General features: G+C 70.7%; 22 protein-coding genes and 1 riboswitch. Of the genes, 10 read left to right on the top strand and 12 right to left on the bottom strand.

Annotated elements, in window-relative coordinates; translation table 11 throughout:
* Window positions 1-93: 93 nt before the first annotated feature.
* The 4 genes from groL to thrC form a co-directional block, all read right to left on the bottom strand.
* Window positions 94-1,716, bottom strand: coding sequence for a chaperonin GroEL (groL, locus tag OHA05_RS16400; protein WP_313945618.1), 1,623 nt, complete (start codon window positions 1,714-1,716; stop codon window positions 94-96).
* Between the two features lie 361 nt (window positions 1,717-2,077).
* Window positions 2,078-2,281, bottom strand: coding sequence for a cold-shock protein (locus tag OHA05_RS16405; protein ID WP_005315736.1), 204 nt, complete (start codon window positions 2,279-2,281; stop codon window positions 2,078-2,080).
* Between the two features lie 434 nt (window positions 2,282-2,715).
* Window positions 2,716-2,991, bottom strand: coding sequence for a MoaD/ThiS family protein (locus OHA05_RS16410; protein ID WP_313945617.1), 276 nt, complete (start codon window positions 2,989-2,991; stop codon window positions 2,716-2,718).
* Between the two features lie 30 nt (window positions 2,992-3,021).
* Complete coding sequence (gene thrC / locus OHA05_RS16415) at window positions 3,022-4,305, bottom strand: threonine synthase (RefSeq protein ID WP_313945616.1); 1,284 nt, start codon at window positions 4,303-4,305, stop codon at window positions 3,022-3,024.
* A 17-nt stretch (window positions 4,306-4,322) separates the two neighbouring features.
* Window positions 4,323-4,491, bottom strand: a riboswitch (SAM riboswitch).
* A 116-nt stretch (window positions 4,492-4,607) separates the two neighbouring features.
* Here thrC and OHA05_RS16420 point away from each other — a divergent pair.
* Genes OHA05_RS16420 through OHA05_RS16430 form a run of 3 tightly spaced genes read left to right on the top strand, consistent with a single transcriptional unit; the run spans window position 4,608 to window position 7,377 of the window.
* Entirely contained in the window at window positions 4,608-5,549 is a 942-nt protein-coding gene (locus OHA05_RS16420) for a glucosyl-3-phosphoglycerate synthase (protein ID WP_313945615.1), read from the top strand.
* A gap of 38 nt (window positions 5,550-5,587) precedes the next feature.
* Window positions 5,588-5,839, top strand: a complete 252-nt coding sequence (locus OHA05_RS16425; protein ID WP_328861021.1) for a hypothetical protein — start codon at window positions 5,588-5,590, stop codon at window positions 5,837-5,839.
* Between the two features lie 59 nt (window positions 5,840-5,898).
* On the top strand, window positions 5,899-7,377 hold the full coding sequence (locus tag OHA05_RS16430; protein ID WP_328861022.1) for an alpha,alpha-trehalose-phosphate synthase (UDP-forming): 1,479 nt from the start codon (window positions 5,899-5,901) through the stop codon (window positions 7,375-7,377).
* Here the strand turns inward: OHA05_RS16430 and otsB are convergent.
* From otsB to OHA05_RS16445, 3 genes are all read right to left on the bottom strand, one after another.
* Entirely contained in the window at window positions 7,333-8,178 is an 846-nt protein-coding gene (gene otsB / locus OHA05_RS16435; RefSeq protein ID WP_313945612.1) for a trehalose-phosphatase, read from the bottom strand. The genes OHA05_RS16430 and otsB overlap by 45 nt on opposite strands.
* Before the next feature lie 9 nt (window positions 8,179-8,187).
* Window positions 8,188-8,436: a DUF3263 domain-containing protein gene (locus OHA05_RS16440; protein ID WP_313945611.1), complete on the bottom strand. Its 249-nt coding sequence runs from the start codon at window positions 8,434-8,436 to the stop codon at window positions 8,188-8,190.
* Window positions 8,437-8,522: 86 nt separating this feature from the next.
* Window positions 8,523-9,794, bottom strand: coding sequence for an ABC transporter substrate-binding protein (locus OHA05_RS16445; protein ID WP_443043707.1), 1,272 nt, complete (start codon window positions 9,792-9,794; stop codon window positions 8,523-8,525).
* 289 nt (window positions 9,795-10,083) lie between these two features.
* Here OHA05_RS16445 and OHA05_RS16450 point away from each other — a divergent pair, with 289 nt between their 5' ends.
* From OHA05_RS16450 to OHA05_RS16470, 5 genes are all read left to right on the top strand, one after another.
* Complete coding sequence (locus OHA05_RS16450; protein ID WP_313945610.1) at window positions 10,084-10,977, top strand: SIS domain-containing protein; 894 nt, start codon at window positions 10,084-10,086, stop codon at window positions 10,975-10,977.
* Window positions 10,978-11,163: 186 nt separating this feature from the next.
* Window positions 11,164-12,063: an ROK family protein gene (locus tag OHA05_RS16455; RefSeq protein ID WP_391844802.1), complete on the top strand. Its 900-nt coding sequence runs from the start codon at window positions 11,164-11,166 to the stop codon at window positions 12,061-12,063.
* Window positions 12,063-13,220, top strand: a complete 1,158-nt coding sequence (nagA, locus tag OHA05_RS16460) for an N-acetylglucosamine-6-phosphate deacetylase (RefSeq protein WP_313945608.1) — start codon at window positions 12,063-12,065, stop codon at window positions 13,218-13,220. Before OHA05_RS16455 ends, nagA begins: the two co-directional genes overlap by 1 nt.
* 121 nt (window positions 13,221-13,341) lie before the next feature.
* Window positions 13,342-14,268, top strand: coding sequence for a 1-phosphofructokinase family hexose kinase (locus OHA05_RS16465; protein ID WP_328861023.1), 927 nt, complete (start codon window positions 13,342-13,344; stop codon window positions 14,266-14,268).
* 60 nt (window positions 14,269-14,328) lie between these two features.
* Window positions 14,329-15,174, top strand: coding sequence for a class II fructose-bisphosphate aldolase (locus OHA05_RS16470; RefSeq protein ID WP_313945606.1), 846 nt, complete (start codon window positions 14,329-14,331; stop codon window positions 15,172-15,174).
* A gap of 69 nt (window positions 15,175-15,243) precedes the next feature.
* Here OHA05_RS16470 and OHA05_RS16475 read toward each other — a convergent pair whose 3' ends face one another.
* Window positions 15,244-16,215, bottom strand: coding sequence for a CBM35 domain-containing protein (locus OHA05_RS16475; RefSeq protein ID WP_313945605.1), 972 nt, complete (start codon window positions 16,213-16,215; stop codon window positions 15,244-15,246).
* Window positions 16,216-16,349: 134 nt separating this feature from the next.
* Window positions 16,350-17,990 carry a diguanylate cyclase CdgB gene (gene cdgB, locus OHA05_RS16480; RefSeq protein WP_328861024.1) on the bottom strand — a complete coding sequence of 547 codons (1,641 nt, stop codon included), beginning with the start codon at window positions 17,988-17,990 and terminating at the stop codon, window positions 16,350-16,352.
* A 292-nt stretch (window positions 17,991-18,282) separates the two neighbouring features.
* Between cdgB and OHA05_RS16485 the strand changes: the two genes are divergently transcribed.
* A complete protein-coding gene (locus tag OHA05_RS16485; protein ID WP_313945603.1) occupies window positions 18,283-18,837 on the top strand; it encodes a flavin reductase family protein in 555 nt (184 codons plus the stop codon).
* A gap of 343 nt (window positions 18,838-19,180) precedes the next feature.
* Here OHA05_RS16485 and arfB read toward each other — a convergent pair whose 3' ends face one another.
* A complete protein-coding gene (gene arfB, locus OHA05_RS16490) occupies window positions 19,181-19,606 on the bottom strand; it encodes an alternative ribosome rescue aminoacyl-tRNA hydrolase ArfB (RefSeq protein WP_313945602.1) in 426 nt (141 codons plus the stop codon).
* Between the two features lie 265 nt (window positions 19,607-19,871).
* Between arfB and OHA05_RS16495 the strand changes: the two genes are divergently transcribed.
* A complete protein-coding gene (locus OHA05_RS16495) occupies window positions 19,872-20,447 on the top strand; it encodes a TerD family protein (protein ID WP_328861025.1) in 576 nt (191 codons plus the stop codon).
* Window positions 20,448-20,624: 177 nt separating this feature from the next.
* Here OHA05_RS16495 and OHA05_RS16500 read toward each other — a convergent pair whose 3' ends face one another.
* A complete protein-coding gene (locus OHA05_RS16500) occupies window positions 20,625-22,028 on the bottom strand; it encodes a M1 family metallopeptidase (RefSeq protein WP_328861026.1) in 1,404 nt (467 codons plus the stop codon).
* 98 nt (window positions 22,029-22,126) lie between these two features.
* Window positions 22,127-22,684, bottom strand: coding sequence for a GlcG/HbpS family heme-binding protein (locus OHA05_RS16505; RefSeq protein ID WP_328861027.1), 558 nt, complete (start codon window positions 22,682-22,684; stop codon window positions 22,127-22,129).
* Window positions 22,685-22,792: the final 108 nt, after the last annotated feature.

The raw sequence follows: 22,792 nt of genomic DNA on the forward strand, positions 1-22,792 counted from the left end.
AGGAACCCCGGGCGCCCCACAACGCGCCCGAGGGCGGCACCTCCTGGGAGAGAGGTGCCGCCCTCGGTCAAGGACGGGTCCGATCCGGAAGGATCAGAAGTCCATGTCACCGCCCGGCATGCCGCCCGGAGCGGCCGCGGAGGCCTTCTCCGGCTTGTCGGCGATGACGGCCTCGGTGGTGAGGAACAGCGCCGCGATGGAGGCCGCGTTCTGCAGGGCAGAGCGGGTCACCTTCGCGGGGTCGATGATGCCTTCGGCGATCATGTCGACGTACTCACCGGTCGCGGCGTTCAGGCCGTGGCCGACGGGCAGGTTGCGGACCTTCTCGACGATGACGCCACCCTCGAGACCACCGTTGACGGCGATCTGCTTGAGCGGGGCCTCCAGCGCGAGCTTCACGGCGTTGGCGCCGGTCGCCTCGTCGCCCGTGAGCTCGAGCTTCTCGAAGACCGAGGAAGCCTGGAGCAGAGCCACGCCACCACCGGCGACGATGCCCTCCTCGACGGCGGCCTTGGCGTTGCGCACCGCGTCCTCGATGCGGTGCTTGCGCTCCTTGAGCTCGACCTCGGTCGCGGCACCGGCCTTGATGACGGCCACGCCGCCGGCCAGCTTCGCGAGGCGCTCCTGGAGCTTCTCACGGTCGTAGTCCGAGTCGCTGTTCTCGATCTCGGCACGGATCTGGTTGACACGACCCTGGACCTGGTCGCTCTCACCGGCACCGTCGACGATCGTGGTCTCGTCCTTGGTGATGACGACCTTGCGGGCGCGGCCCAGCAGGTCCAGGCCGGCGTTCTCGAGCTTGAGGCCGACCTCCTCGGAGATGACCGTGCCGCCCGTGAGGATGGCGATGTCGTTCAGCATCGCCTTGCGGCGGTCGCCGAAGCCCGGGGCCTTGACGGCGACGGACTTGAAGGTGCCACGGATCTTGTTGACGACCAGGGTGGACAGGGCCTCGCCCTCGACGTCCTCCGCGATGATCAGCAGCGGCTTGCCGGACTGCATGACCTTCTCGAGCAGCGGAAGGAGGTCCTTCACGTTGCCGATCTTGGAGTTGACGATCAGGATGTACGGGTCGTCGAGCGACGCCTCCATACGCTCCATGTCGGTGGCGAAGTACGCCGAGATGTAGCCCTTGTCGAAGCGCATACCCTCGGTGAGCTCCAGCTCCAGACCGAAGGTCTGGGACTCCTCGACGGTGATGACGCCTTCCTTGCCGACCTTGTCCATCGCCTCGGCGATGAGCTCGCCGATCTGGGTGTCGGCGGCGGAGATGGAGGCCGTCGAAGCGATCTGCTCCTTGGTCTCCACGTCCTTGGCCTGCTCCAGCAGGGCGCCGGAGACGGCCTCGACGGCACGCTCGATGCCGCGCTTGAGGGCCATCGGGTTGGCGCCGGCCGCCACGTTGCGCAGGCCCTCACGGACGAGCGCCTGGGCGAGGACGGTCGCGGTGGTCGTACCGTCACCGGCGACGTCGTCCGTCTTCTTGGCGACTTCCTTGACCAGCTCGGCGCCGATCTTCTCGTACGGGTCCTCGAGCTCGATCTCCTTGGCGATGGACACACCATCGTTGGTGATCGTGGGGGCGCCCCACTTCTTCTCGAGGACGACGTTGCGACCCTTGGGGCCAAGGGTGACCTTGACGGCGTCGGCGAGCTGGTTCATCCCGCGCTCGAGACCGCGCCGTGCCTCCTCGTCGAACGCGATGATCTTGGCCATGTGAAGTGGTCCTCCCGGACTTGGGGGTCCCCCCGCGCCCGCAGGGCTACGGGGGAGGATTGCTTCCGGACCGCGCTGGCGCCCGCGACGGACGGCCTGAGAGCCGTACGGTTCCTTGCCCCGACGGCCCTCGGACCTCACCGGCCCGGTCCATAAAGTTGTCACTCTCACCTGCAGAGTGCTAACGCCAATGATTAGCACTCGACCCCCTCGAGTGCAAGCGGCTTCGACGAAGCCCCGACGAGGGGCGGCGGGTTCGAATCCGCCCGCCCCGGGCATGCACGAGGGGCCCGCCTCCCTGGTGGGATGCGGGCCCCTCGTGAGTGTCGCGTGAGTGCGTCGGTGGCCGATCGCGCCGAGATCAGACGGCGAGCTTGACCATGTCCGCCTGCGGACCCTTCTGGCCCTGCGAGATCTCGAACTCGACTCGCTGACCCTCCTCCAGGGTGCGGTAGCCGTCCATCTGGATCGCGCTGTAGTGGACGAAAACATCCGCACCACCGTCGACCGCGATGAAGCCGTACCCCTTCTCCGCGTTGAACCACTTGACGGTGCCCTGAGCCATGCCTAACTCCCCTATTACTGGCCCTTGCACAGGACCGCACTTCGCGGACCCGGGTCATACCTCACCACCGAGAATTCCCTCCGCCAGAGGTGGAAGGAGGCCCTCGGGATGTGCGTCGGAACGCGTCGACCGCGGCTGAATGTATCTGTCCAACTGCCCTCTGCAACAGGTCAATCGGACGAGAAATCTGGGCGCACGGGAACGGACCTTTGACGCTAATTCAAGAAGATCCAGGGCAACTCGGGCCCGGCAAATGACACTTAAGAGGCATTTTGATCGACCACATTGGCTGCTTCTTGTCGCGCCAGGGCGCATTCTCATATGCGGCGGGCACGGGCAGCGGCGGGGACTTCCCCAACTGTACCGCGCTCAACCATGCAGAATTGCCCCCTCCGCTTCTCTCGCGGAGGGGGCAACAGCGGTGACGGTGCGTATCAGCCGCCGGCGACGGCGGGGATGATCGAAATGCCGGCGCCGTCGGGCGTGGCGGTCTCGAGACCCTGCTCGAAACGGACATCGTCGTCGTTGACGTAGACGTTCACGAAGCGGCGCAGCTTGCCCTGGTCGTCCAGGACACGGGCGGCGATACCGGTGTGGTTCTTCTCCAGGTCGGCGATGACCTCGGAGAGCGTCGCGCCCTCCGCCGGGACCTCGGCCTGGCCGCCCGTGTACGTGCGGAGGATGGTGGGGATGCGGACGTTGACGCTCATGCTGCGTGCCTTCCTTGAGTCTCGGGGGTGTCAGCCGGCCAGGCCGGCGTCGCGGAACGCGTCCAGGCTCGGGCGGATGGTCGCGCTGGGGCCGGTGGTCGGCGCGACCGCGTCCAGGGTCTTGAGACCGTCGCCGGTGTTGAGCACGACGGTGGTGAGCGACGGGTCGAGCACGCCCGCCTCGAGCAGCTTCCGCGTCACACCCACGGTCACGCCACCCGCCGTCTCGGCGAAGATGCCCTCGGTACGGGCCAGCAGCTTGATCGCGTCGACGATCTGCTCGTCATCCACGTCCTCCACGAAGCCGCCCGTGCGGCGCGCGATGTCGAGGACGTACGGGCCGTCGGCGGGGTTGCCGATCGCCAGCGACTTGGCGATGGTGTTCGGCTTCTGCGGGCGGACCACGTCGTGCCCGGCCTTGAAGGCCGTCGACACCGGCGAGCAGCCCGCGGCCTGGGCGCCGAAGATCTTGTACGGCTTGTCCTCGACCAGACCGAGCTTGATCAGCTCCTGGAGACCCTTGTCGATCTTCGTGAGCTGCGAGCCCGAGGCGATCGGGATGACGATCTGGTCGGGCAGCCGCCAGCCGAGCTGCTCGCAGATCTCGTAGGCGAGGGTCTTGGAGCCCTCTCCGTAATACGGCCGAAGATTGACGTTGACAAAGCCCCAGCCCTCACCGAGCGGGTCGCCGATGAGCTCCGAGCAGAAGCGGTTGACGTCGTCGTAGTTGCCCTCGATGCCGACCAGTTCGCCGCCGTACACCGCGGCCATGACGACCTTGCCCTGCTCCAGGTCGTGCGGGATGAACACGCAGGAGCGGAAGCCGGCGCGCGCGGCGGCGGCGCCGACCGCACCCGCGAGGTTGCCGGTGGAGGAGCAGGAGAGCGTGGTGAAGCCGAAGGCACGGGCGGCCTCGACGGCGATCGCGACGACACGGTCCTTGAAGGAGTGCGTCGGGTTGCCGGAGTCGTCCTTGATGTGGAGACCGCCGGTCACGCCCAGCTCACGGGCGAGGTTGTCGGCCTTGACGAGCTTGGTGAAGCCGGGGTTGATGTTCGGCTTGTCGGCCACATCGGCCGGCACGGGCAGCAGCGGCGCGTACCGCCAGATGTTGTCCGGACCCGCCTCGATCCGCTTCCGCAGCCCTTCGGGGTCACCGCTCGGGAGGTCGTAGGCGACTTCCAGCGGCCCGAAACACGAGGCACAGGCAAAGATCGGGCCGAGTTCGAAACGCTCCCCGCATTCGCGGCACGAGAGCGCCGCGGCCGGTCCCAGGTCGACGGGGGTGGTGCTGGCGACAGTCTGCACAGCCATGGTGGCGAGGCCCTTTCTCCTCATCTTCCCCGTGACGCATTTCGTCACGAGACGGACTTGGCACCTTCCCTAGCCGGGAGCCTCGCGGTGGCTGCCACGTCCCATGGACGGGCGGCGCAACGGAGACCGGCTGGAGGGTTGCCGGGGCTTCAACGGGCCGTATCCCTCTGCCCCTCTGGATGAGCGGTATTCGATTGTCGGCGTGGGACCCCCGGCATGCGACGGTCCCGCGCGTTGTTCAAGACTGTAACCGACACCCCGGACGGTTGAGATGGTCGTCCGATCCGCGAGATGGAGATCCTGTGCTGGAAGAGGTGGAGCGCTGGCTGTCCCGGCGGTCCTGGTCGGCGGCGGACCGCCCGGTGGACCGGCTGGTCACGGCCAAGCAGGGCACCACGGTCAGCGTGGTGCTCCCCGCCCTGAACGAGGAGGCGACGGTCGGGCAGATCGTCACCGTCATCCGGCGCGAGCTGATGTCCGGGCCCCTTCCGCTCGTCGACGAGCTGGTGGTGATCGACTCGGGCTCCACCGACCGTACGGGCGCGGTGGCCGCCGCCGCGGGCGCGCGGGTGGTCCACCGGGACGCGATCCTGCCCGGCATCCCGGCCGTCCCCGGCAAGGGCGAGGTGCTGTGGCGCTCGCTGATGGTGACGCGGGGCGACATCGTCTGTTTCGTGGACGCGGACCTCAGGGAGTTCTCGGCCGACTTCGTGTCCGGGATCGTCGGCCCGCTGCTGACCGATCCGGACGTGCAGTTCGTGAAGGCGATGTACGACCGGCCCCTGGGCGACGTCGCCGGCCAGGGCGGCCGGGTGACGGAGCTGGTGGCGCGCCCGCTGCTCAATCTGCACTGGCCGCAGCTGGCCGGATTCGTCCAGCCACTGGGCGGCGAGTACGCGGCCCGCCGCTCGCTGCTGGAACGGCTGCCCTTCCCGGTCGGATACGGCGTGGAGCTGGGGCTTCTCGTCGACGCGCTGCACACCGTGGGCCTGGACGCGCTGGCGCAGGTGGACGTGGGAGAGCGCCGGCACCGCCATCAGGACGGGCAGGCACTCGGCAGGATGGCGGCCGCCATCTACCGCACGGCACAACTGAGGCTCTCCCGCGGGCACTTGGTGCGGCCCTCGCTGACCCAGTTCGAGCGGGGCTCGGACGGCTTCGTCCCACGGACGCACGCCGTGGACACCGAGGAGCGTCCGCCGATGCGCGAGATCGGTGAGTATGCGGCGCGTCGCGCGGCATAACCGAAGACAACCGGACACTTTGCATGAATATCGTACTTATGGATGCACAGGTTCCGGACACACAGCGCAGGACGGGCTCCCGACGCGGCGCGCTCAGACTCACCACGCTGCTCGGCACACTGGCCGTCGTCATCGCCACCACGGTCGGCATGGCACCTCCGGCCGCCACGATCGCCGGGGGCGACGGGCACAGCACCGAACGCCTGTGGCTGCTGGGCGGCCTCGCCCTCAGCCTCACCGCGGCCGGTGTCGTCGCCGTCGCCGCCACCCGGGGACGCCGTAACCAGTGACGGGCGGCGCGGGGGCGTACGCACGTTTGAGGGATTACAGGACGGGCTAGGTTCGGCACATGGTCTCCGAGCATTCCGCTGCGCAGGTCCTCGTCGCGTCGAACCGCGGCCCCATCTCGTACACCCTGAAGGACGACGGGAGCCTCGACGCCAAGCGCGGCGGCGGCGGCCTGGTCTCCGGACTCTCCGCCATCGGGTCCGAGGCGGACGCCCTGTGGGTGTGCGCCGCGCTCGGCGACGGCGACCGCGAGGCGGTCCGGCGCGGAGAGGGCGCGGACGGGGTCCTGATGCTCGACATCGACGAGGCCGTCCACGCCGACGCGTACAACGGCATCGCGAACTCGGTGCTGTGGTTCGTCCACCACATGCTGTACCAGACCCCGCTGGAGCCGGCCTTCGACGCCGAGTTCCGCCGCCAGTGGGGCGCGTACGAGAGCTACAACCGGGCCTTCGCCGAGGCACTCGCCGAGCACGCGGACGAGGGCGGCGCGGTGCTGGTGCAGGACTACCACCTGTGCCTGGTGCCGGGCATGCTCCGCGAAATGCGCCCCGACCTGCGCATCGGCCACTTCTCCCACACCCCGTGGGCACCGGTGGACTACTTCCGGATGCTGCCCGACGACATCGCCGAACAGCTGCTGTGGGGCATGCTCGGCGCCGACCGGCTGGGGTTTTTGACCTCACGGTGGGCGACCGCGTTCATGTCCTGCGCCGACCGGCTGGAGCAGGCGGCCGCGCACTTCCCCAGCGGCGATCCCCGGCGGTACGTGGAGCACGCGCGCACCGGACGGGCCTCGGCGCGGACCACCGAGGTGGCCGTGCACGGACTCGGCGCCGACGCGGACTTCCTGCGGGCACGCTCCCACGAGGCCGACGTCGACGAGCGCATGGCCACCCTGCGCGAGCAGATCGGCCCGGACCGGAAGACGATCGTGCGGGTGGACCGCACCGAACTGTCCAAGAACATCGTCCGCGGGCTGCTCGCCTACCGGCATCTGCTCGACACCCGGCCCGAATGGCGCGAGCGCGTCGTCCACGTCGCCTTCGCCTATCCCTCCCGGCAGGACCTCGCGGTGTACCGCGACTACACGGCCGAGGTGCAGCGGGTCGCCGACGAGATCAACGCCACGTACGGCACGGACGGCTGGACCCCGGTCGTCCTCCATGTGCAGGACGACTTCGCCCGCTCGCTGGCCGCCTACCGGCTGGCCGACGTGGCTCTCGTCAACCCCATCCGCGACGGCATGAACCTCGTCGCCAAGGAGATCCCGGTGGTCTCCGACGACGGCTGCGCACTGGTGCTCTCCCGGGAGGCGGGCGCGCACGAGGAGCTCGGCGACGACGCGGTCACGGTCAATCCGTACGACGTGACCGGCACCGCGGACGCGCTCCACGAGGCGCTGACCATGCCGCACGACGAACGGGCCCGGCACACCAAGCGGCTGGCCACCGCTGCGACGGCGCTGCCGCCGCAGCGGTGGTTCCTCGACCAGCTAGAGGCGCTGCGCGAGCATGGCCAGGAACGCCACGACGGCTGACGGGCCCGGCAGCAGCAGATCGGCGCGCTCCGCCAGCTCCGGCACCGCGGTGCCGGAGCACACCAGCAGACCGGGTACGCCGTCCGAGCGGAGTTTCTCCACGGCCGCGTAGGCCGGCAGATCACCGAGGTCGTCGCCCGCGTACAGGACGGCCTCGGCGTCCACCTCGCGCACGTACTCCGCCAGTGCCACGCCCTTGTCCATGCCCGGCGGGCGCAGCTCCAGGACCATACGGCCCGGCTCCAGGATCAGACCGTGACGGGCCGCGAGCCCGGCCAGTGGATCGCGCAGCGCCTCGAACGCGGCCTGCGGGTCCGAGGCCCGGCGGGTGTGGACCGCGACCGCCTGCCCCTTCTCCTCGATCCAGGTGCCCTGCCAGGCGCCGATCTCGTCGAGGAAGCCGGGCAGTTCGGCGCGGGCGGCGGCGACGCCCGGATGCGGGGCGGGCGTGTTCACGGTCCCGGTAACCGCGTCCCAGCGCTCGGCGCCGTAGTGCCCGAGGACGACGAGATGGTCCAGGCCGGGCACCCCGGCGAAACCGCCGTAGCGGACCGCGACGCCCGCCGGGCGGCCGGTGACCACGGCGACGGAGCCGACCCGCGGCGCGAGCTGAGCCAGCGCGGGCACCGCCTCGGGATGCGCGCGGGCCTGCTCGGGGTCGGGCACGATCTCGGCGAGCGTGCCGTCGAAATCGAGGGCGACGACCGCCTTGCCGGGACGGGCCAGAAGCGCGGCCAGGCCTTCACGGCCCGCCGGCGTCGACGGTGACGGCAGAGGATGCACATACGGAGAGCTGCCCATGCCACGACCCTAGCGGCGCGATCGTTTGGCGTCCCTGACACGGCGGAGCCGGTTGACCGTGACGGGGTCGTGGGCGAGGGCCCGCTCGTCGTCGAGGAGGGCGTTCAGGAGCTGGTAGTAGCGCACCGGGGAGATGCCGAGCTGCTCCCTGATGGCCCGCTCCTTCGCGCCGGGGCCCGGCCAGGAGCGCTGCTCCATGGCCAGGACGGCCCGGTCACGGTCGGACAGCGCCTGGTGCTCGGTCATACGGTCCAACATATCGGCGGGGTGTCCCCCGGTGCGGCGGTGCGTACGGCTCGGCCTTCCCGGGCCGGCTGTGTGGCACCGGCGCCGGCAGGGGCGCGTTACTCGGCGTTCTCCTCGGTCGTCGCCTTCTGGGAGATCTGGCGCAGCACGGTCTGCGGGTCTCCCTCGGGATCGACCGCCTTGCCGATGTTCTGCTTGACGCTCTCGCTCACGGCGGCCCACGAGGTCTTGCCGACGGGCGGCAGGACCGAGGTCGGCAGCTCCTGGAGGAACTCCTTCAGATCCTGGTGCTCCGGGTCCTTCTGCATCGCCTCGGACGCGGAGATCGTCACCGGCAGCAGATCGTTCTGTCCGGCGAAGTCGAGGACGTTCTTGTCGTCGAAGACGAAGTCCAGGAACTTGCCGATCTCGACCTTGTGGCCGTTCTGCTTGAAGCCCATGATCCAGTCGGCGACGCCCATCGCGGCCTTCGGCTTGCCGGTGCGGCCGGGCATGGCCACCTTGCCGAGCTCGATGTTCGCCTTGGCCGCGGCCTTCATCAGCGAGGGGTGGCCGTTGAGCATCCCGACCTCGCCGCGGGTGAAGGCGGCGAAGGCGTCCTTGCGGTTGAGCTTGCCCGGCGCGACGGGGCCGGTGAGCTCCTTCTCCACGAGGTTGGTCTTCACCCACTCGAGGGTCGATATGTTCTGCGTGGAGTCGATCGCGTATCTGCCGACCGGGTCGACGTAGCCGTCACCGCCGCTGAGCAGCCACATCATGGTCTCGGCCTGGGCCTCCTCGGGCCCGAGCGGCAGCGCGAAGGGGTACTTGACGTCCGTGTTCTGCGCGAGCTTCTCGGCATCCTCGCGCAGCTCCTCCCAGGTCGTCGGCTCGCCCTTGATCCCGGCTTCCTTGAACAGCTTCTTGTTGTAGAAGAGCAGCCGGGTGGAGGCGACGAAGGGCAGGCCGTACTGCACACGCTTCTGCTCGCCGGCGTCGACGAGCGGGCCGAGGAAGTTGGACTGCACGGGGATGGAGAGCAGTTGGTCGGCGGTGTAGAGCTTGCCGGTGGCGGCGTAGTCGGCGTACGCGCCGATCTGCGCGATGTCCGGGGCCTTGTCGGCCTTGACCATCTCGGCGACCTTGCGGTCGACGTCGTTCCAGGACTCGATCCGGACGTCGATCTTGATGCCGGGGTTCTCGGCCTCGAACGCGGCCGCGAGGTCGGCCCAGTACTTCTTGCTGCTCTCGCCGCCCGCGACGTCGTAGTCCGCGGCCACGAAGGTGAGGGTGACGTCCGAGGAACCGCCGGAGCTGCCGCAGCCCGCGAGGGCAACCGTCATACCGAGCGCGGCGACCGCCGCTGTCAGACCCAAGAAATGCCGGTGCACAACTCTCTTGCCCCACCCTCTGCTGCTTGTTGGATTTGGTCCCCCGACCGTCCCCCCGTCCGCCCCGCACGACGTCCCCCGTGACGTCTCGCGAGATGAGCGACGATTTTTCACCATGCGAAGGGTAGAGGTCTACTCCACGCGGTATCTCTTCTGCAACGTCTGTCCCACTCAGGGTCAGCATTGCCCGCTTCCGCCGCGGCCTGCTAAGCACGACCTGCCAGGCCGTTTCGGCAGCACGAGGCCGATACCGGTCCCCCGTCCGCGTACGCGCTAGGAGCCTTGCCGCATGTCCCGTACCGCAGCAGAGATAGCCACTCAGCCCACCTGCTGGCGCCGGGCGGCCGACGCCGCCGCCGCCTTCGACGGATTTCCGCGGCCGGGTGAGCGCGTGGCCGTCACCGGCTGCGGGACGTCCTGGTTCATGGCGATCGCCTACGCGGCGCTGCGGGAGGCGGCGGGGCTCGGCGAGACCGACGCGTTCGCCTCGTCCGAGTTCCCGGCCGGCCGGTCCTACGACCGGGTGGTCGCGATCACCCGTTCCGGCACCACGACCGAGGTCCTGGAGCTGCTGACCGCGCTGAAGGGCAGGGTGCCGACGCTGGCACTCACCGCGGACCCCAAGACGCCGGTGATGGAGGCCGCGGACTCGGTGGCGGTGCTGGACTGGGCGGACGAGGACTCGGTCGTCCAGACCCGGTTCGCGACGACGGCCCTGGCGTTCCTGCGGGCGGGCCTCGGCGACATCCCCGGCGTCAAGACGGTCGCCGAGGCGGCCGTGGACGCGGAACTCGCGGTCACCGAACCGCTGCCGGAGGCGGTCCTCGGCGCGGAGCAGTGGACGTTCCTCGGCCGCGGCTGGACCTACGGGCTCGCCCTGGAGGCGGGACTGAAGATGCGGGAGGCGGCGGGCGCCTGGACGGAGTCGTACCCGGCGATGGAGTACCGCCACGGGCCGATCTCGATCACCGGTCCGGGCCGGGTGGCCTGGGTGTTCGGTGCACTGCCGGACGGCCTGTCGGTGGACGTCTCACGGGTGGGCGGCACGCTGGTCGCGAACCAGGGGGCGGACCCGCTGGCCGACCTGATCCGCGCGCAGCGTCTCGCGGTGATCCTGGCGGAGTCCAAGGGCTTCGACCCGGACCGGCCGAGGAACCTGACGCGCAGCGTGATCCTGACGTGAGGCGGATCCGCTGAGCCGGGGCCCTGGGCCCGCGGCGGCTCCGGGGGCGCGCAGACACGTGTCCGCACCCCCGGAGTTTGTACGCTCACGCAACAATCGGACGCAGTGGACTAGACCTTTCTGCCACTCTCGCGCCAGACTGTCTCCGTGAGACACGTCATCGCCCTCGATGTGGGCGGCACCGGCATGAAAGCCGCCCTCGTCGGGGCGGACGGCACGCTCCTGTACGAGGCCCGCCGCGCCACCGGCCGCGAGCGCGGGCCCGACGCGGTCGTCCGGTCGATCCTCGACTTCGCCGTCGAGCTGCGCGCGTACGGCGGCGAACACCTCGGCGAGAGCGCCGTCGCCGCGGGTGTCGCCGTGCCCGGCATCATCGACGCCGAACACGGCATCGCCGTCTACGCCGCGAACCTCGGCTGGCGCGACGTCCCCATGCGCGACCTCCTCAGCGAGCGGCTGGACGGCGTGCCCGTCGCCCTCGGCCACGACGTGCGCACCGGCGGACTCGCCGAAGGCCGCATCGGCGCCGGCAAGGGAGCCGACCGGTTCTTCTTCGTCCCGCTCGGCACCGGCATCGCCGGCGCCATCGGCATCGCCGGGGCGATCGAGGCGGGAGCCCACGGATACGCCGGCGAGATCGGCCACATCGTCGTACGCCCCGACGGCCCCGACTGCGGCTGCGGCCAGCGCGGCTGTCTGGAGACCCTCGCCTCCGCCGCGGCCGTCACCCGCGCCTGGGCGGCGGCGAGCGGCGACCCGCAGGCCGACGCCGCGGACTGCGCCAAGGCCGTCGAGTCCGGCGACCCGAAGGCCGCCGCCGTATGGGCCGACGCGGTCGACGCCCTGGCCGCCGGCCTCGTCACCGCGCTCACCCTCCTGGACCCCCGCACCCTGATCATCGGTGGCGGTCTCGCGGAGGCGGGGGAAACCTTGTTCACACCGCTGCGGGCAGCCGTAGAGAAGCGCGTCACCTTCCAGAAACTGCCCGCCATCGTCCCCGCAGCCCTCGGGGACACCGCCGGATGCCTGGGCGCGGGACTGCTCGCCTGGGATCTGCTCGCCACCGACTCGGAGGTAACCACCTAATGGCCGCAAGCGCCGTACGCGCCGACAGCACCGTTCTGACCGGCGCCCGGGTGGTCCTGCCGACCGGGACCGTCGACGGTGGGCGGATCTCCGTCGAGGGCACGAAGATCGTCGCCGCGGCACCCGACAGCGCGCCCGTCCGCGATCTGTCCGGCCACTGGGTCGTCCCCGGCTTCGTCGACATCCACAACCACGGCGGCGGCGGGGCGTCCTTCACCAGCGGCAGCGCCGAGGACGTCCTGCGCGGCGTGCGGACCCACCACGAGCACGGCACGACCACGCTCGTCGCCTCCACCGTCACCGGCGAGATGGACTTCCTCGCCCGCCGCGCCGGGTTCCTGTCCGAACTCGTCGAGCAGGGCGACCTCGCGGGCATCCACTTCGAAGGACCGTTCATCTCGCCGTGCCGCAAGGGCGCACACAGCGAGGACCTGCTGCGCGACCCGGACCCGGCCTCTGTGCGCAGGCTCGTCGACGCGGCCCGCGGCACCGCCCGCATGGTGACGCTGGCCACCGAACTGCCCGGCGGCATCGACTCCGTACGCCTGCTCGCCGACCACGGCGTGATCGCCGCGATCGGACACACCGACGCGACCTACGAGCAGACCGTCGAGGCCATCGAGGCGGGCGCGACCGTGGCGACCCACCTGTTCAACGCGATGCCCCCGCTCGGCCACCGCGCACCCGGGCCGATCGCCGCGCTGCTGGAGGACGAGCGGGTCACCGTCGAGCTGATCAACGACGGCACGCATCTGCACCCCGCCGCCCTCGAACTCGCCTTCCACCGCGCCGGCGCGCACCGCGTCGCCTTCATCACCGACGCGATGGACGCGGCGGGCTTCGGTGACGGCCGCTACCAGCTCGGCCCGCTCGCGGTCGACGTCACCGACGGAGTGGCCCGTCTCGTCGACGGCGGCTCGATCGCCGGCTCGACCCTCACCCTCGACACAGCGTTCCGGCGCGCGGCGACCGTGGACCGGCTGCCCGTGGAGGACATCGTCCGGGCGATCTCGGCCAACCCCGCGAGGCTGCTCGGCATGGACGACACGATCGGCTCGCTGGAACCCGGCAAGGACGCGGACCTCGTGGTGCTGGACGAGGACTTCACGCTGGTCGGCGTGATGCGCAAGGGCGAATGGGTGATTGACCCCAAGTAGCGGCATTTCGCCACGGAACATGGCAAGGCGGTTGGCCGGGGGGCTGGGCCGACCGCCCTGTGTTTGGCATGATCAGGACCCGTACGGATACCGCTCACGCGTTCCGAAGGGGTGTCACCGGGTGATCCTGACGGTCACGCTCAACACCGCACTCGACATCACCTACACGGTCGACGCCCTCACCCCGCACACCAGTCACCGCGTCGACCGGGTCGGTGAACGCCCCGGCGGCAAGGGGCTCAACGTGGCCCGGGTACTCGCCGCGCTCGGCCACGAGAGCGTCGTCACCGGCTTCGTCGGCGGATCCGTCGGCGCCGTCCTGCGCGAACTGCTCGCCCCGCTGCCCCCGCGCGACGCGCTCGTACCCATCGAGGGCAGCACCCGCCGCACGGTCGCCGTCGTCGACGCCGCGACCGGCGACACCACCCAGCTGAACGAAGCGGGCCCCACCGTCACGCCCACGGAGTGGACGGCCTTCCTCGCCGCCTACGAGACCCTCCTGCGGGACGCCGACGCGGTAGCCCTGTGCGGCAGCCTGCCGCCCGGCATCCACGTCGGCGCATACGCCGAACTCGTCCGCAGAGCACGCGCCGCGGGCGTCCCCACCCTCCTCGACACCAGCGGCGAACCCCTGCGCCGCGGCATCGCCGCCCGCCCCGACCTCGCCAAGCCGAACGCCGACGAACTGGCCCGGCTCACCGGCTCCCGCGAACCGCTGCGCGCCGCCCGGGACGCGCGCCGCCGCGGAGCCCACGCCGTCGTCGCCTCCCTCGGCCCCGAGGGCCTGCTCGCGGCCACCCCGGACGGCATATGGCAGGCCGCTCCGCCGGCTCCCGTCCAGGGCAACCCGACGGGCGCCGGGGACTCGGTGGTCGCGGCCCTGCTCGCGGGACTCGTCGAGGGACTGCCCTGGCCGGACCGGCTGGCCCGCGCGGTCGCCCTGTCGGCGGCGACCGTACTGGCCCCGGCGGCAGGCGAGTTCGACCCCGCCGCGTACGAGGAACTGCTGCCGCGCGTCACCGTGACCGAAGACGCGACCGCGGCGTGAGCCACCACCAGGGCAGCGGCCCGGACAATCGGGCCAGGCGCCCGGGAAGTGAGACGCACCATGCCCCTCGTCAACACCGGTGACCTGGTCTCGGCCGCGGCGGCCGAAGGCCGCGGGATCGCCGCCTTCAACGTCATCACGCTGGAGCACGCGGAAGCGATCGCGGCCGGAGCGGAGACGGCGGGAGCGCCCGCGATCCTCCAGATCTCCGAGAACGCGGTGAAGTTCCACGGCGGCACCCTCTCCGCGATCGCCGCCGCGACGGCAGCCGTCGCCCGCGCCTCCTCCGCGCCGCTCTCGCTCCACCTCGACCATGTCGTCACCGGGGCCCTGCTGCGGTCGGCGGCCGACGAGGGCTTCAGCTCGGTGATGTACGACGCCTCACGGCTCGCTCACGGACGGAACATCGAGGCCACGGAGGACGCGGTGCGCTGGGCCCACGAACGGGGCCTGTGGATCGAGGCGGAACTGGGCAAGGTCGGCGGCAAGGAGGGCGAGGCCCCGCTCGACGCCCACGCCCCCGGCGTCCGGACCGACCCCGAGGAGGCGGCGGCCTACGTCACGGCGACGGGAGTGGACGCACTGGCCGTCGCGGTCGGCTCCAGCCACGCGATGACACAGCGCACGGCGACGCTCGACCACACCCTGATCGCCGCCCTGCGCGAGGCGGTCCCGGTCCCCCTGGTCCTGCACGGCTCGTCGGGCGTCCCGGACGAAGAGATCCGCGCGGCGGTGGCAGCGGGCATGGTCAAGATCAACGTCGGCACGGCCCTGAACACGGCGTTCACGGGAGCGGTACGCGCGTTCCTGGACGCGGACGCGAAGACGGTGGACCCGAGGAAGTACCTGGCACCGGCACGGGAGGCGATGTCGTCAGTGGTGGCGGGGTTCCTGGGGCTGCTGTGACGGCCGGGCCGGGCCCGTGCCCATCACTCGGCTCCGCCCGGGCCACCGGGCGGAGCACCTTCGGGAGGGCTAGATCGCCCCGTCGCTGACCTGGAGCCAGTCGAGGATGGCGTTGCACTGATTGCCCGCCTCGCACGAGATCTTGATCTCGTTCTCACCCTTCTGGAGATTGACCGGCGCCCATGTGGTCTGCCAGTTCTTCTCCCAGTTCGGGTCCGAGGACTTGACGAAGTTCTTCAGGCCCAGCGGGTTGGTGTTCGCCTTGCCGTTCACGGTCAGGGTGGCGTTGGCGTCCTGCGCGGGGATGGCGTAACGCACATACAGGCGGTACGTCTTCTCCTCGCTGACACTCGCCTTCCAGGTGACCGAAGCACCCGGGGCGTTGAACCCGGTGACGTACGCGCCGCCGGCGCCTTCCGCACCCTTGATGTCCTTGGCGAGCACCGCGGGCGCACCGAGCTGGAGCGTCGCCGCGTCCTGCTTGGGCAGCGGGGGGTCCGCCGGACGGTCCGACGCCTCACCGCTCGGCTCCACCGACTCCCCCGCCGTCGCGTCGCCGCCCGGCTTGCCCGAGCCGTCCGCCTTGTCGTCCTCGCCGCCGCCCGTCATCAGCGCCGCCGCGATGCCGATCACCACGACCGCCACCACCGCGATCGCGCCGATCAGCAGGCCCTTGGTGTTCGGACCGCCGCTGCGGCCGCCGCCGTGGCCACCGCTGTGGCTCGGGGTGCCCGGGAGCGGGGTCTGGCGGGTGGGCGCGCCGCCGGGGTAGGTCTCCGGGGCCGCGTACTGCGCCGTCGGCTGGCCCTGCTGCGCATACGTCTGCTGCTGCGGGACCTGCTGGCCGTACTGACGCTCGCCGACCGTCCGCACCTGGTTGTAAGAGGTTCTGGGGACACCGGGCTGCGCCGCCGGACCCGGGTAGCCGTAACCGCGGCCCTGTCCAGGCGGTGTCGCGCCCGCTGCCCGGCCGTCCTCGTAGAGGTAGCCGAACGGATCGTCGTCCTCGGGCGTGCTCGCGCCGTTGTTCGCGGCCGTCATCCCTAGTCACTCCTCACCATCTCGTCAGCACAACGCCGACGCGGGCGAGCCTACCCGGTTCGGAGTAACCACATGGGTGGCCTTGGCCTCATCCGGCCCGCCCGCCCTTCGTCCGCGGGCGCGGCCGCTCACCCTCAGCCCGCGCGGCGGTGCACCTTCGCCCGGGACCGCTTCTCCACGTACATCCGCTGGTCGGCGGACTGCAGGACCTCGTCCACGGACATCCCGCAGCTCGCCCAGCCGATGCCGAAGCTCGCCCCGACCCGCACACCCCGGCCGTCCACCCGGATCGGCAGGATGATGGCGTTCCGCAGGCGAACGGCCAGGTCAGCGGCGTCCGCCGCTCCCAGGCCGTCGGCGAGGACGACGAATTCGTCACCCCCGAGCCGCGCGACGGTGTCCCCCTCGCGCACACCCGTCGTCAGCCGGCGCGCGACCTCGACCAGCACCGCGTCGCCGGTCTGGTGCCCGAACCGGTCGTTGATCGACTTGAAGCCGTCCAGGTCGCAGAAGAGAACCGCGAGCCCCTTCGTACCGTCGTCGATCTCACTGTCCGGCGCGATCGTGTGCACATGGTGGTCGTAGGGCACGCCCACCGGCCCGAAGTCGAAGCCCTCGGTGTGGAAGATCGTGTCGGGGTCGGCGTCGTACGCCGCGTCCAGCGCCTCGATCGCCGCCTCCCGCGCCCCGTGCGGCCGCTCGCACAGCCGCGAGCTGAGCCGGGCCCGCAGCTCGGCGCTGTTGGGCAGTCCGGTCAGCGCGTCGTGCGAGGCCCGGTGCGCCAGCTGGAGCTCGTGGCGCTTGCGGTCCTCGATGTCCTCGACGTGCGTGAGCAGAAAGCGCGGCCCGTCGGCGGTGTCGGCGACCACGGAGTTCCGCAGCGAGACCCAGACGTACGAACCGTCCCGCCGCCCCAGCCGCAGCTCGGCCCGCCCGCCCTCGGCGGAGGTCCGCAGCAGCGTGCCGACGTCCTCGGGGTGCACCAGGTCGGCGAAGGAGTAGCGCCGCATCGCCGACGCCGGCCGCCCCAGCAGCCGGCACAGCGCGTCGTTGGTGCGCAGCAGCCTGCCGTGCTGATCGCCGCCCATCTCCGCGATCGCCATCCCGCTGGGCGCGTATTCGAAGGCCTGGCGAAACGACTCCTCGCTCGCGCGCAGCGCCTGCTGCTCGCGTTCCAGGCGGACCAGCGCCCGCTGCATGTTTGCTCGCAGCCGGGCGTTGCTGATCGCAATCGCCGCCTGGGACGCGTACATCTGGAGGGCTTCCTGGCCCCACGGACCCGGACGGCGGCCGTTGCGCGGCCGGTCCACCGAGATGACTCCAAGGAGTTCACGGCCGCCGCCCGATGCGTACATCGGCGCGTAGAGCCGGTCCTGGGGGTGCCACTCGTCCTCGAAGCGGGGATCGGGACCTTCGGTGTGCCACTGCGGCACGTCGTCCTCGATGAGCACCCAGCCCTCGGTGTGCGGGATGAACCGCAGCTCGCCCCAGGCCTCGCCCATGGACAGCCGGCGCTCCCACGAGGGACGCGAGCCGACCCGGCCGGTGATCAGGGCCTCGGCGGCCGCACTGCCGGCGAACGCGGCGACCACGAGATCACCGTCGGGGCGTACGAGGTTCACACACGCCAGCTCGTAGCCGAGTCCCGCCACGATCCCGTCGGCGACGGTCTGCAGGGTGTCGGCCAGGCTGCGGGCCGTGTTGAGGTCGGCGACCACCTTGTGCAGCTGCCGCAGGGTCGCAAGACGGACGTAGGGCTCCGACTCGGTCTCCATGCTCGCTCTCCCCGAGACCTCGACAGCAAACTCCAGGGTTCTGATCGGCCTTCTCGTTGCGGTATCACGGCCACTGAATCACAGCGAGCTGTCCACTCGGTACACAGGGTCAACAAATAGTGCACTCTGTGACTCAAGTCACATCAAATGACCAGGGGTTGCGGTGGCGGGTGGATGTGCGCTCGGACTTTCCCGGCCTTCCCGGAACGCAAATCCCGGCCGCTGGACCTAGGTCCTGCCTGGTCCCCGGGCCCGATGCGGGTCCGGGACGGCCGAGGTTAGCGTTCCCGGTGTGCTTCCGACGACCCCTGCCTCCGCGCCCGCCGTCATCCCCCATCCTGAGGGGGTGACGAACGAGGATTTCCGCGCAGCCATGTCCCGGCTCGCCGCGGGTGTGGTGCTGGTGACCGCGTACGACGCCGACGACGGCCCGCGCGGCGAGGACGTCGGTATGACCGCGACCGCGTTCCTCTCGGTGTCTCTGGAACCCCCGCTGGTGATGGTGAGCCTGCGCGACGGCTCCCGGATGGACGACCTGCTGGCCGAACAGCCACTGTGGGGGGTCTCGGTGCTGTCCGAGAGCCAGCGTCACATCGCGGGCCGCTTCGCGATGAAGGGCCGGATCAGCGACCGGCTGCTGTTCGAGGACATCCCCTACGTCCGGGGCGAGGTGAGCGGTGCGCTGCTGGTCGGCGGTGCGCTGGCGACGCTGGAGTGCCGTACGGAACAGCGGGTGGTGGCGGGCGACCACACCCTGGTGATCGCCCGGGTCCTGGAGGCGAACCTGCCGAGCGGGGAGGGCGGCCCGCTGACGTATTTCCGGGGCAGGTACCGCCAGTTGAACTGACGGGCGGCGGCGCGGGGCCGTGTGCCGGCCTGTCGGGCACGTGAGCGCACAGGCCGTACATGGAGCCTGTCCGGCGCGGGCGGACACGGCCAGCGCACCCGGCTCGTCCGACGCGGCGGACACAAGCCGTACAACACGCCCGTCCGGCAGTTGAGGACAGGGCCTGCACACCCAGCCCGTCCGGCGCGGGCGGACACGGCCAGCGCACCCGCTCGTCGGGCGCGGGCAGACACACCCAGCCCGTCCGGCGCTTGAGGACACGGCCCGCACAGCGGTACCGGGGCGCGCGGACCGGCGCAATCGGCAGGCGGGGCACGGCCCGGGGCCCGGGGCCTGGCCGGAACTACCAGTCCCGCCCCGCGCGGCCCCGCTTCGTCTCCGCCCGCTGCTTCTTCTCCCGCAGCCGCCGTTCGTTGATGCCGCGCGGAATCCTCGTCGCCCGTCGCGGCTTCGGCGGCGGCGCCGTCGCCTCGGCGAGCAGGGCCGCCAGCCGGACCGCCGCGGTCTCCCGGTTGCGCCACTGAGAGCGGTGCTCGGACGCGCGGACCGCGATCACACCGCCGACCAGCCGCCCCGCGAGCCGCTCCAGCGCGCGGTCCTTCCAGACCTGCGGCAGCGAGTCCGTGTTCGCCAGGTCGAAGCGCAGCTCGACCTGCGAGTCACTGGTGTTGACGTGCTGGCCGCCGGGCCCGGACGACCGGGAGAAACGCCAGATGAGCTCGGCCTCCGGCAGGGAGACCGAACCGCGGATGATGTAGGGCCCGGACATGTGTCCATGGTCGCCTGCCCGCGCCTTTCGCGTCACCCCGTTTTCGACGCCGTCCGGCGCAATCCCGCGGCACACGGCGCGATCCGGTGGCGAACCCGGCGGAACGTGGCGGAACCCGACGGAACCCGGCGGACCGCTTGCGTACGGAATCCGCATGGAACCTCTTCGCATGGAACCTCGCAGTCCCCTGCCCGCGTTATGTCGGGTGACGGTAGCTTCGGGAGGGCTCGAAGCCCGCACACTCGAACACGAAGGGGACATCCCAATGGCAGTAAGCCTGTCCAAGGGCGGCAACGTCTCGCTCACCAAGGAGGCACCGGGCCTGACCGCCGTCACGGTCGGCCTCGGCTGGGACGTCCGCACCACCACCGGCACCGACTTCGACCTCGACGCCTCGGCGATCGGCGTCAACCCCGGCGGCAAGGTGGCCTCCGACGCCCACTTCGTCTTCTTCAACAACAAGTCGACGCCGGACCAGACCATCGTCCACACCGGCGACAACCGCACGGGCGAGGGCGGCGGCGACGACGAGCAGATCAACGTCAACCTCGCGGGCCTGCCCGCCGACGTCGACAAGATCGTCTTCCCGGTCTCCATCTACGACGCCGTCACCCGCAGCCAGAACTTCGGCCAGGTGCGCAACGCCTACATCCGTATCGTCAACCAGGCCGGCGGCGCCGAGCTCGCGCGCTACGACCTGAGCGAGGACGCGGCCACCGAGACCGCGATGGTCTTCGGCGAGCTGTACCGCAATGGCGCGGAGTGGAAGTTCCGCGCGGTCGGCCAGGGGTACGCCTCGGGCCTGGAGGGCATCGCCCGCGACTTCGGCGTCAACCTCTGATCCTCACCGTCGACGTAACGACGTCCGCCTCGGCGGGGAAGCCCGCGGCCGCACCGGCCGCGGGCTTCCGTCGTACAGAGCCCGGGCGAACACAGCCCGGACGTACACAGCCCGGACGTTCAGAACCCGGACGTTCAGAGCCAGGACGTCCATTGCTCAACTCACCTGCCCCCGCCGTCACGGCGCGTCCGGCTTCTCCTCGCCGTACAGCCAGGTGTCCCACACCGCGTCCAGATCCTTGCCTGACATCTTCTCCACGTACGACGTGAAGTCGGCGGTCGACGCGTTGCCGTACATCCGCGTCTGAGCCCACAGCGGCAGGATCCTGAAGAACATCGGGTCGCCCACCGCCTCACGGACCTTGTGCAGGACCATCGCGCCCCGCCAGTACACCGGGTCCTCGGAGATGTCCGCCGCGCTCGGCGGATCGGCGGCGGGGAACCCCCAGTTGGCGTCGTCGGCGAAGGCCTCCTCGAAGCTCTCCTGCGCCGGTATGTCGTTGTAGTCCTCGTCCCAGAGCCACTGCGCATAGGTCGCGAAGCCCTCGTTGAGCCACATGTCCTTCCACGTCTTCGGCGTCACGGAGTTGCCGTACCACTGGTGGGCGATCTCGTGGACGAGGGTCGCCTCGTCGAACTCGCCCACCGGGAAGACGGGACGGGTCTGCGTCTCCAGGGCGTAACCCACCTCGCCGTCGGGGACGACGATCACACCGAAGGCCCCGAAGGGATACCGGCCGAACTTCTTCGCCGACCAGCTCATCATCGTGGGGACCTGGGTGAGCAGTTCCTCGGTCTCCTCCGCCACCGCCGGGTCGACCGCGGTGATGACAGGCTGACCGGTGCGGGGCAGCGCGGACGGCGTCAGGTCGTAGCGGCCGATCGCGACCGTCGCCGCGTACGACGGCATCACGTGCTCGGACTTCCAGAAGAACGTGGTCTTGTCACCCGTGGAGTACTGGTCGTGCAGCACTCCGTTGGAGATGCCCTGGAGCCCCTTCGGCACAGTGATCTTGATGTCGTAGGTGGCCTTGTCGCTCGGGTGATGGTTGCCCGGGAACCACGCCATCGAGCCCGCCGGCTGACCGACCGCCAGCGCGCCGTCCGCGGTCCGCAGCCAGCCCTCCTCGGCATGGTCGACGTCGACGACGGTCCGGGGGGTGCCGGAGTAGCGGACGACCGCCCGCACCCGGCCCCCCTTGGGCACGGCCTTGTCCAGGTGCACCGTCACCTCGTCGCCCGCCCGGTCGACCGTGGCCTTACGGGCCCCGAGGGTGACGCTGTCGACGGTGAGCCCGTGCAGATCGAGGTTGAAGGCGCTCAGGTCCTGCGTCGCCTTCGCGATGATTTCGGCGGTGCCCGCGAGACGGCCGGTCTCCGGGTCGTAATCGAGCGTCAGACCGTAATGGCTTACGTCATAACCGCCGTTGCCCAGCTTCGCGAACAGCGGGTCCCCCGCCCCGGCCGCCCCCGGCTTGCCGTGCACCTCCGGATGTCCGGCACCGTTGAGACTCGGGCAACCCGTGAGCAGCAGCATCGCTGCGGCGGACATCGCGACCGGAAAGAGGCGTCTTCGGTACATGTCCCGATCCTAGAGGCGGGACATGTACCGACCACCAGGGGTTCGCACGGCATGTCCTGCGCCAACTCCGGTGCCGTCGACGGAAGTTGACGGACACATCAGCGGCCGAGCGCCGCCACGCCCGCCGCGGCGAACTGGTCGTCCAGGTCGCCGCTCGGCGCACCGGCCACCCCGATACCCGCGATCGGAGCACCCTTGGCCTGGACCGGGACGCCGCCCGCGAGGAACAGCGTGCCGGGAATGTCCTTCAGGTTCGGGGCCTGCGCCAGGCGCTTGGCGAGCTCGGAGGTGGGCGCGTTCCAGGAGACCGCGGTGAACGCCTTCTTCTCCGCCGACTCGTACGACTGCGGACCGGCGCCGTCACCGCGCAGGGTGACCAGGGTGTTGCCGTTGCGGTCGACGACAGCGACCGTGACGCGCTGTCCGGCCTTCTCGGCGGCGTCCAGCGCGGCCTGAGCGGCCTTGGCCGCCGCGTCGACGGTCAGATGCGTGGACTGCTGGAGGTTGCGGTTCGCCGGGTCGGCGCTCACCGCGGCGAGCGACTCGGCGGCCGGCGCGGAGGCGTTCGCCGTCACCGCACCGAACGTTCCCGCGCCGAGCGCGGCGGCGGCGACAGCGCCGGTCAGGACACGGGCACGCAGAGACATCTTCTTCATGATCGTCGGCTCCTGGGGTGAGTACGGAGAAGGGCGGGGAAGCGGAGGTGTCCCCCTCTGCCATCGATCCTCGGGCCGGATCCGGGGCCTGGCGGTCGGCGTAGCGGC

This window comes from Streptomyces sp. NBC_00306 (assembly GCF_036169555.1).
Lineage (GTDB): Bacteria > Actinomycetota > Actinomycetes > Streptomycetales > Streptomycetaceae > Streptomyces > Streptomyces achmelvichensis.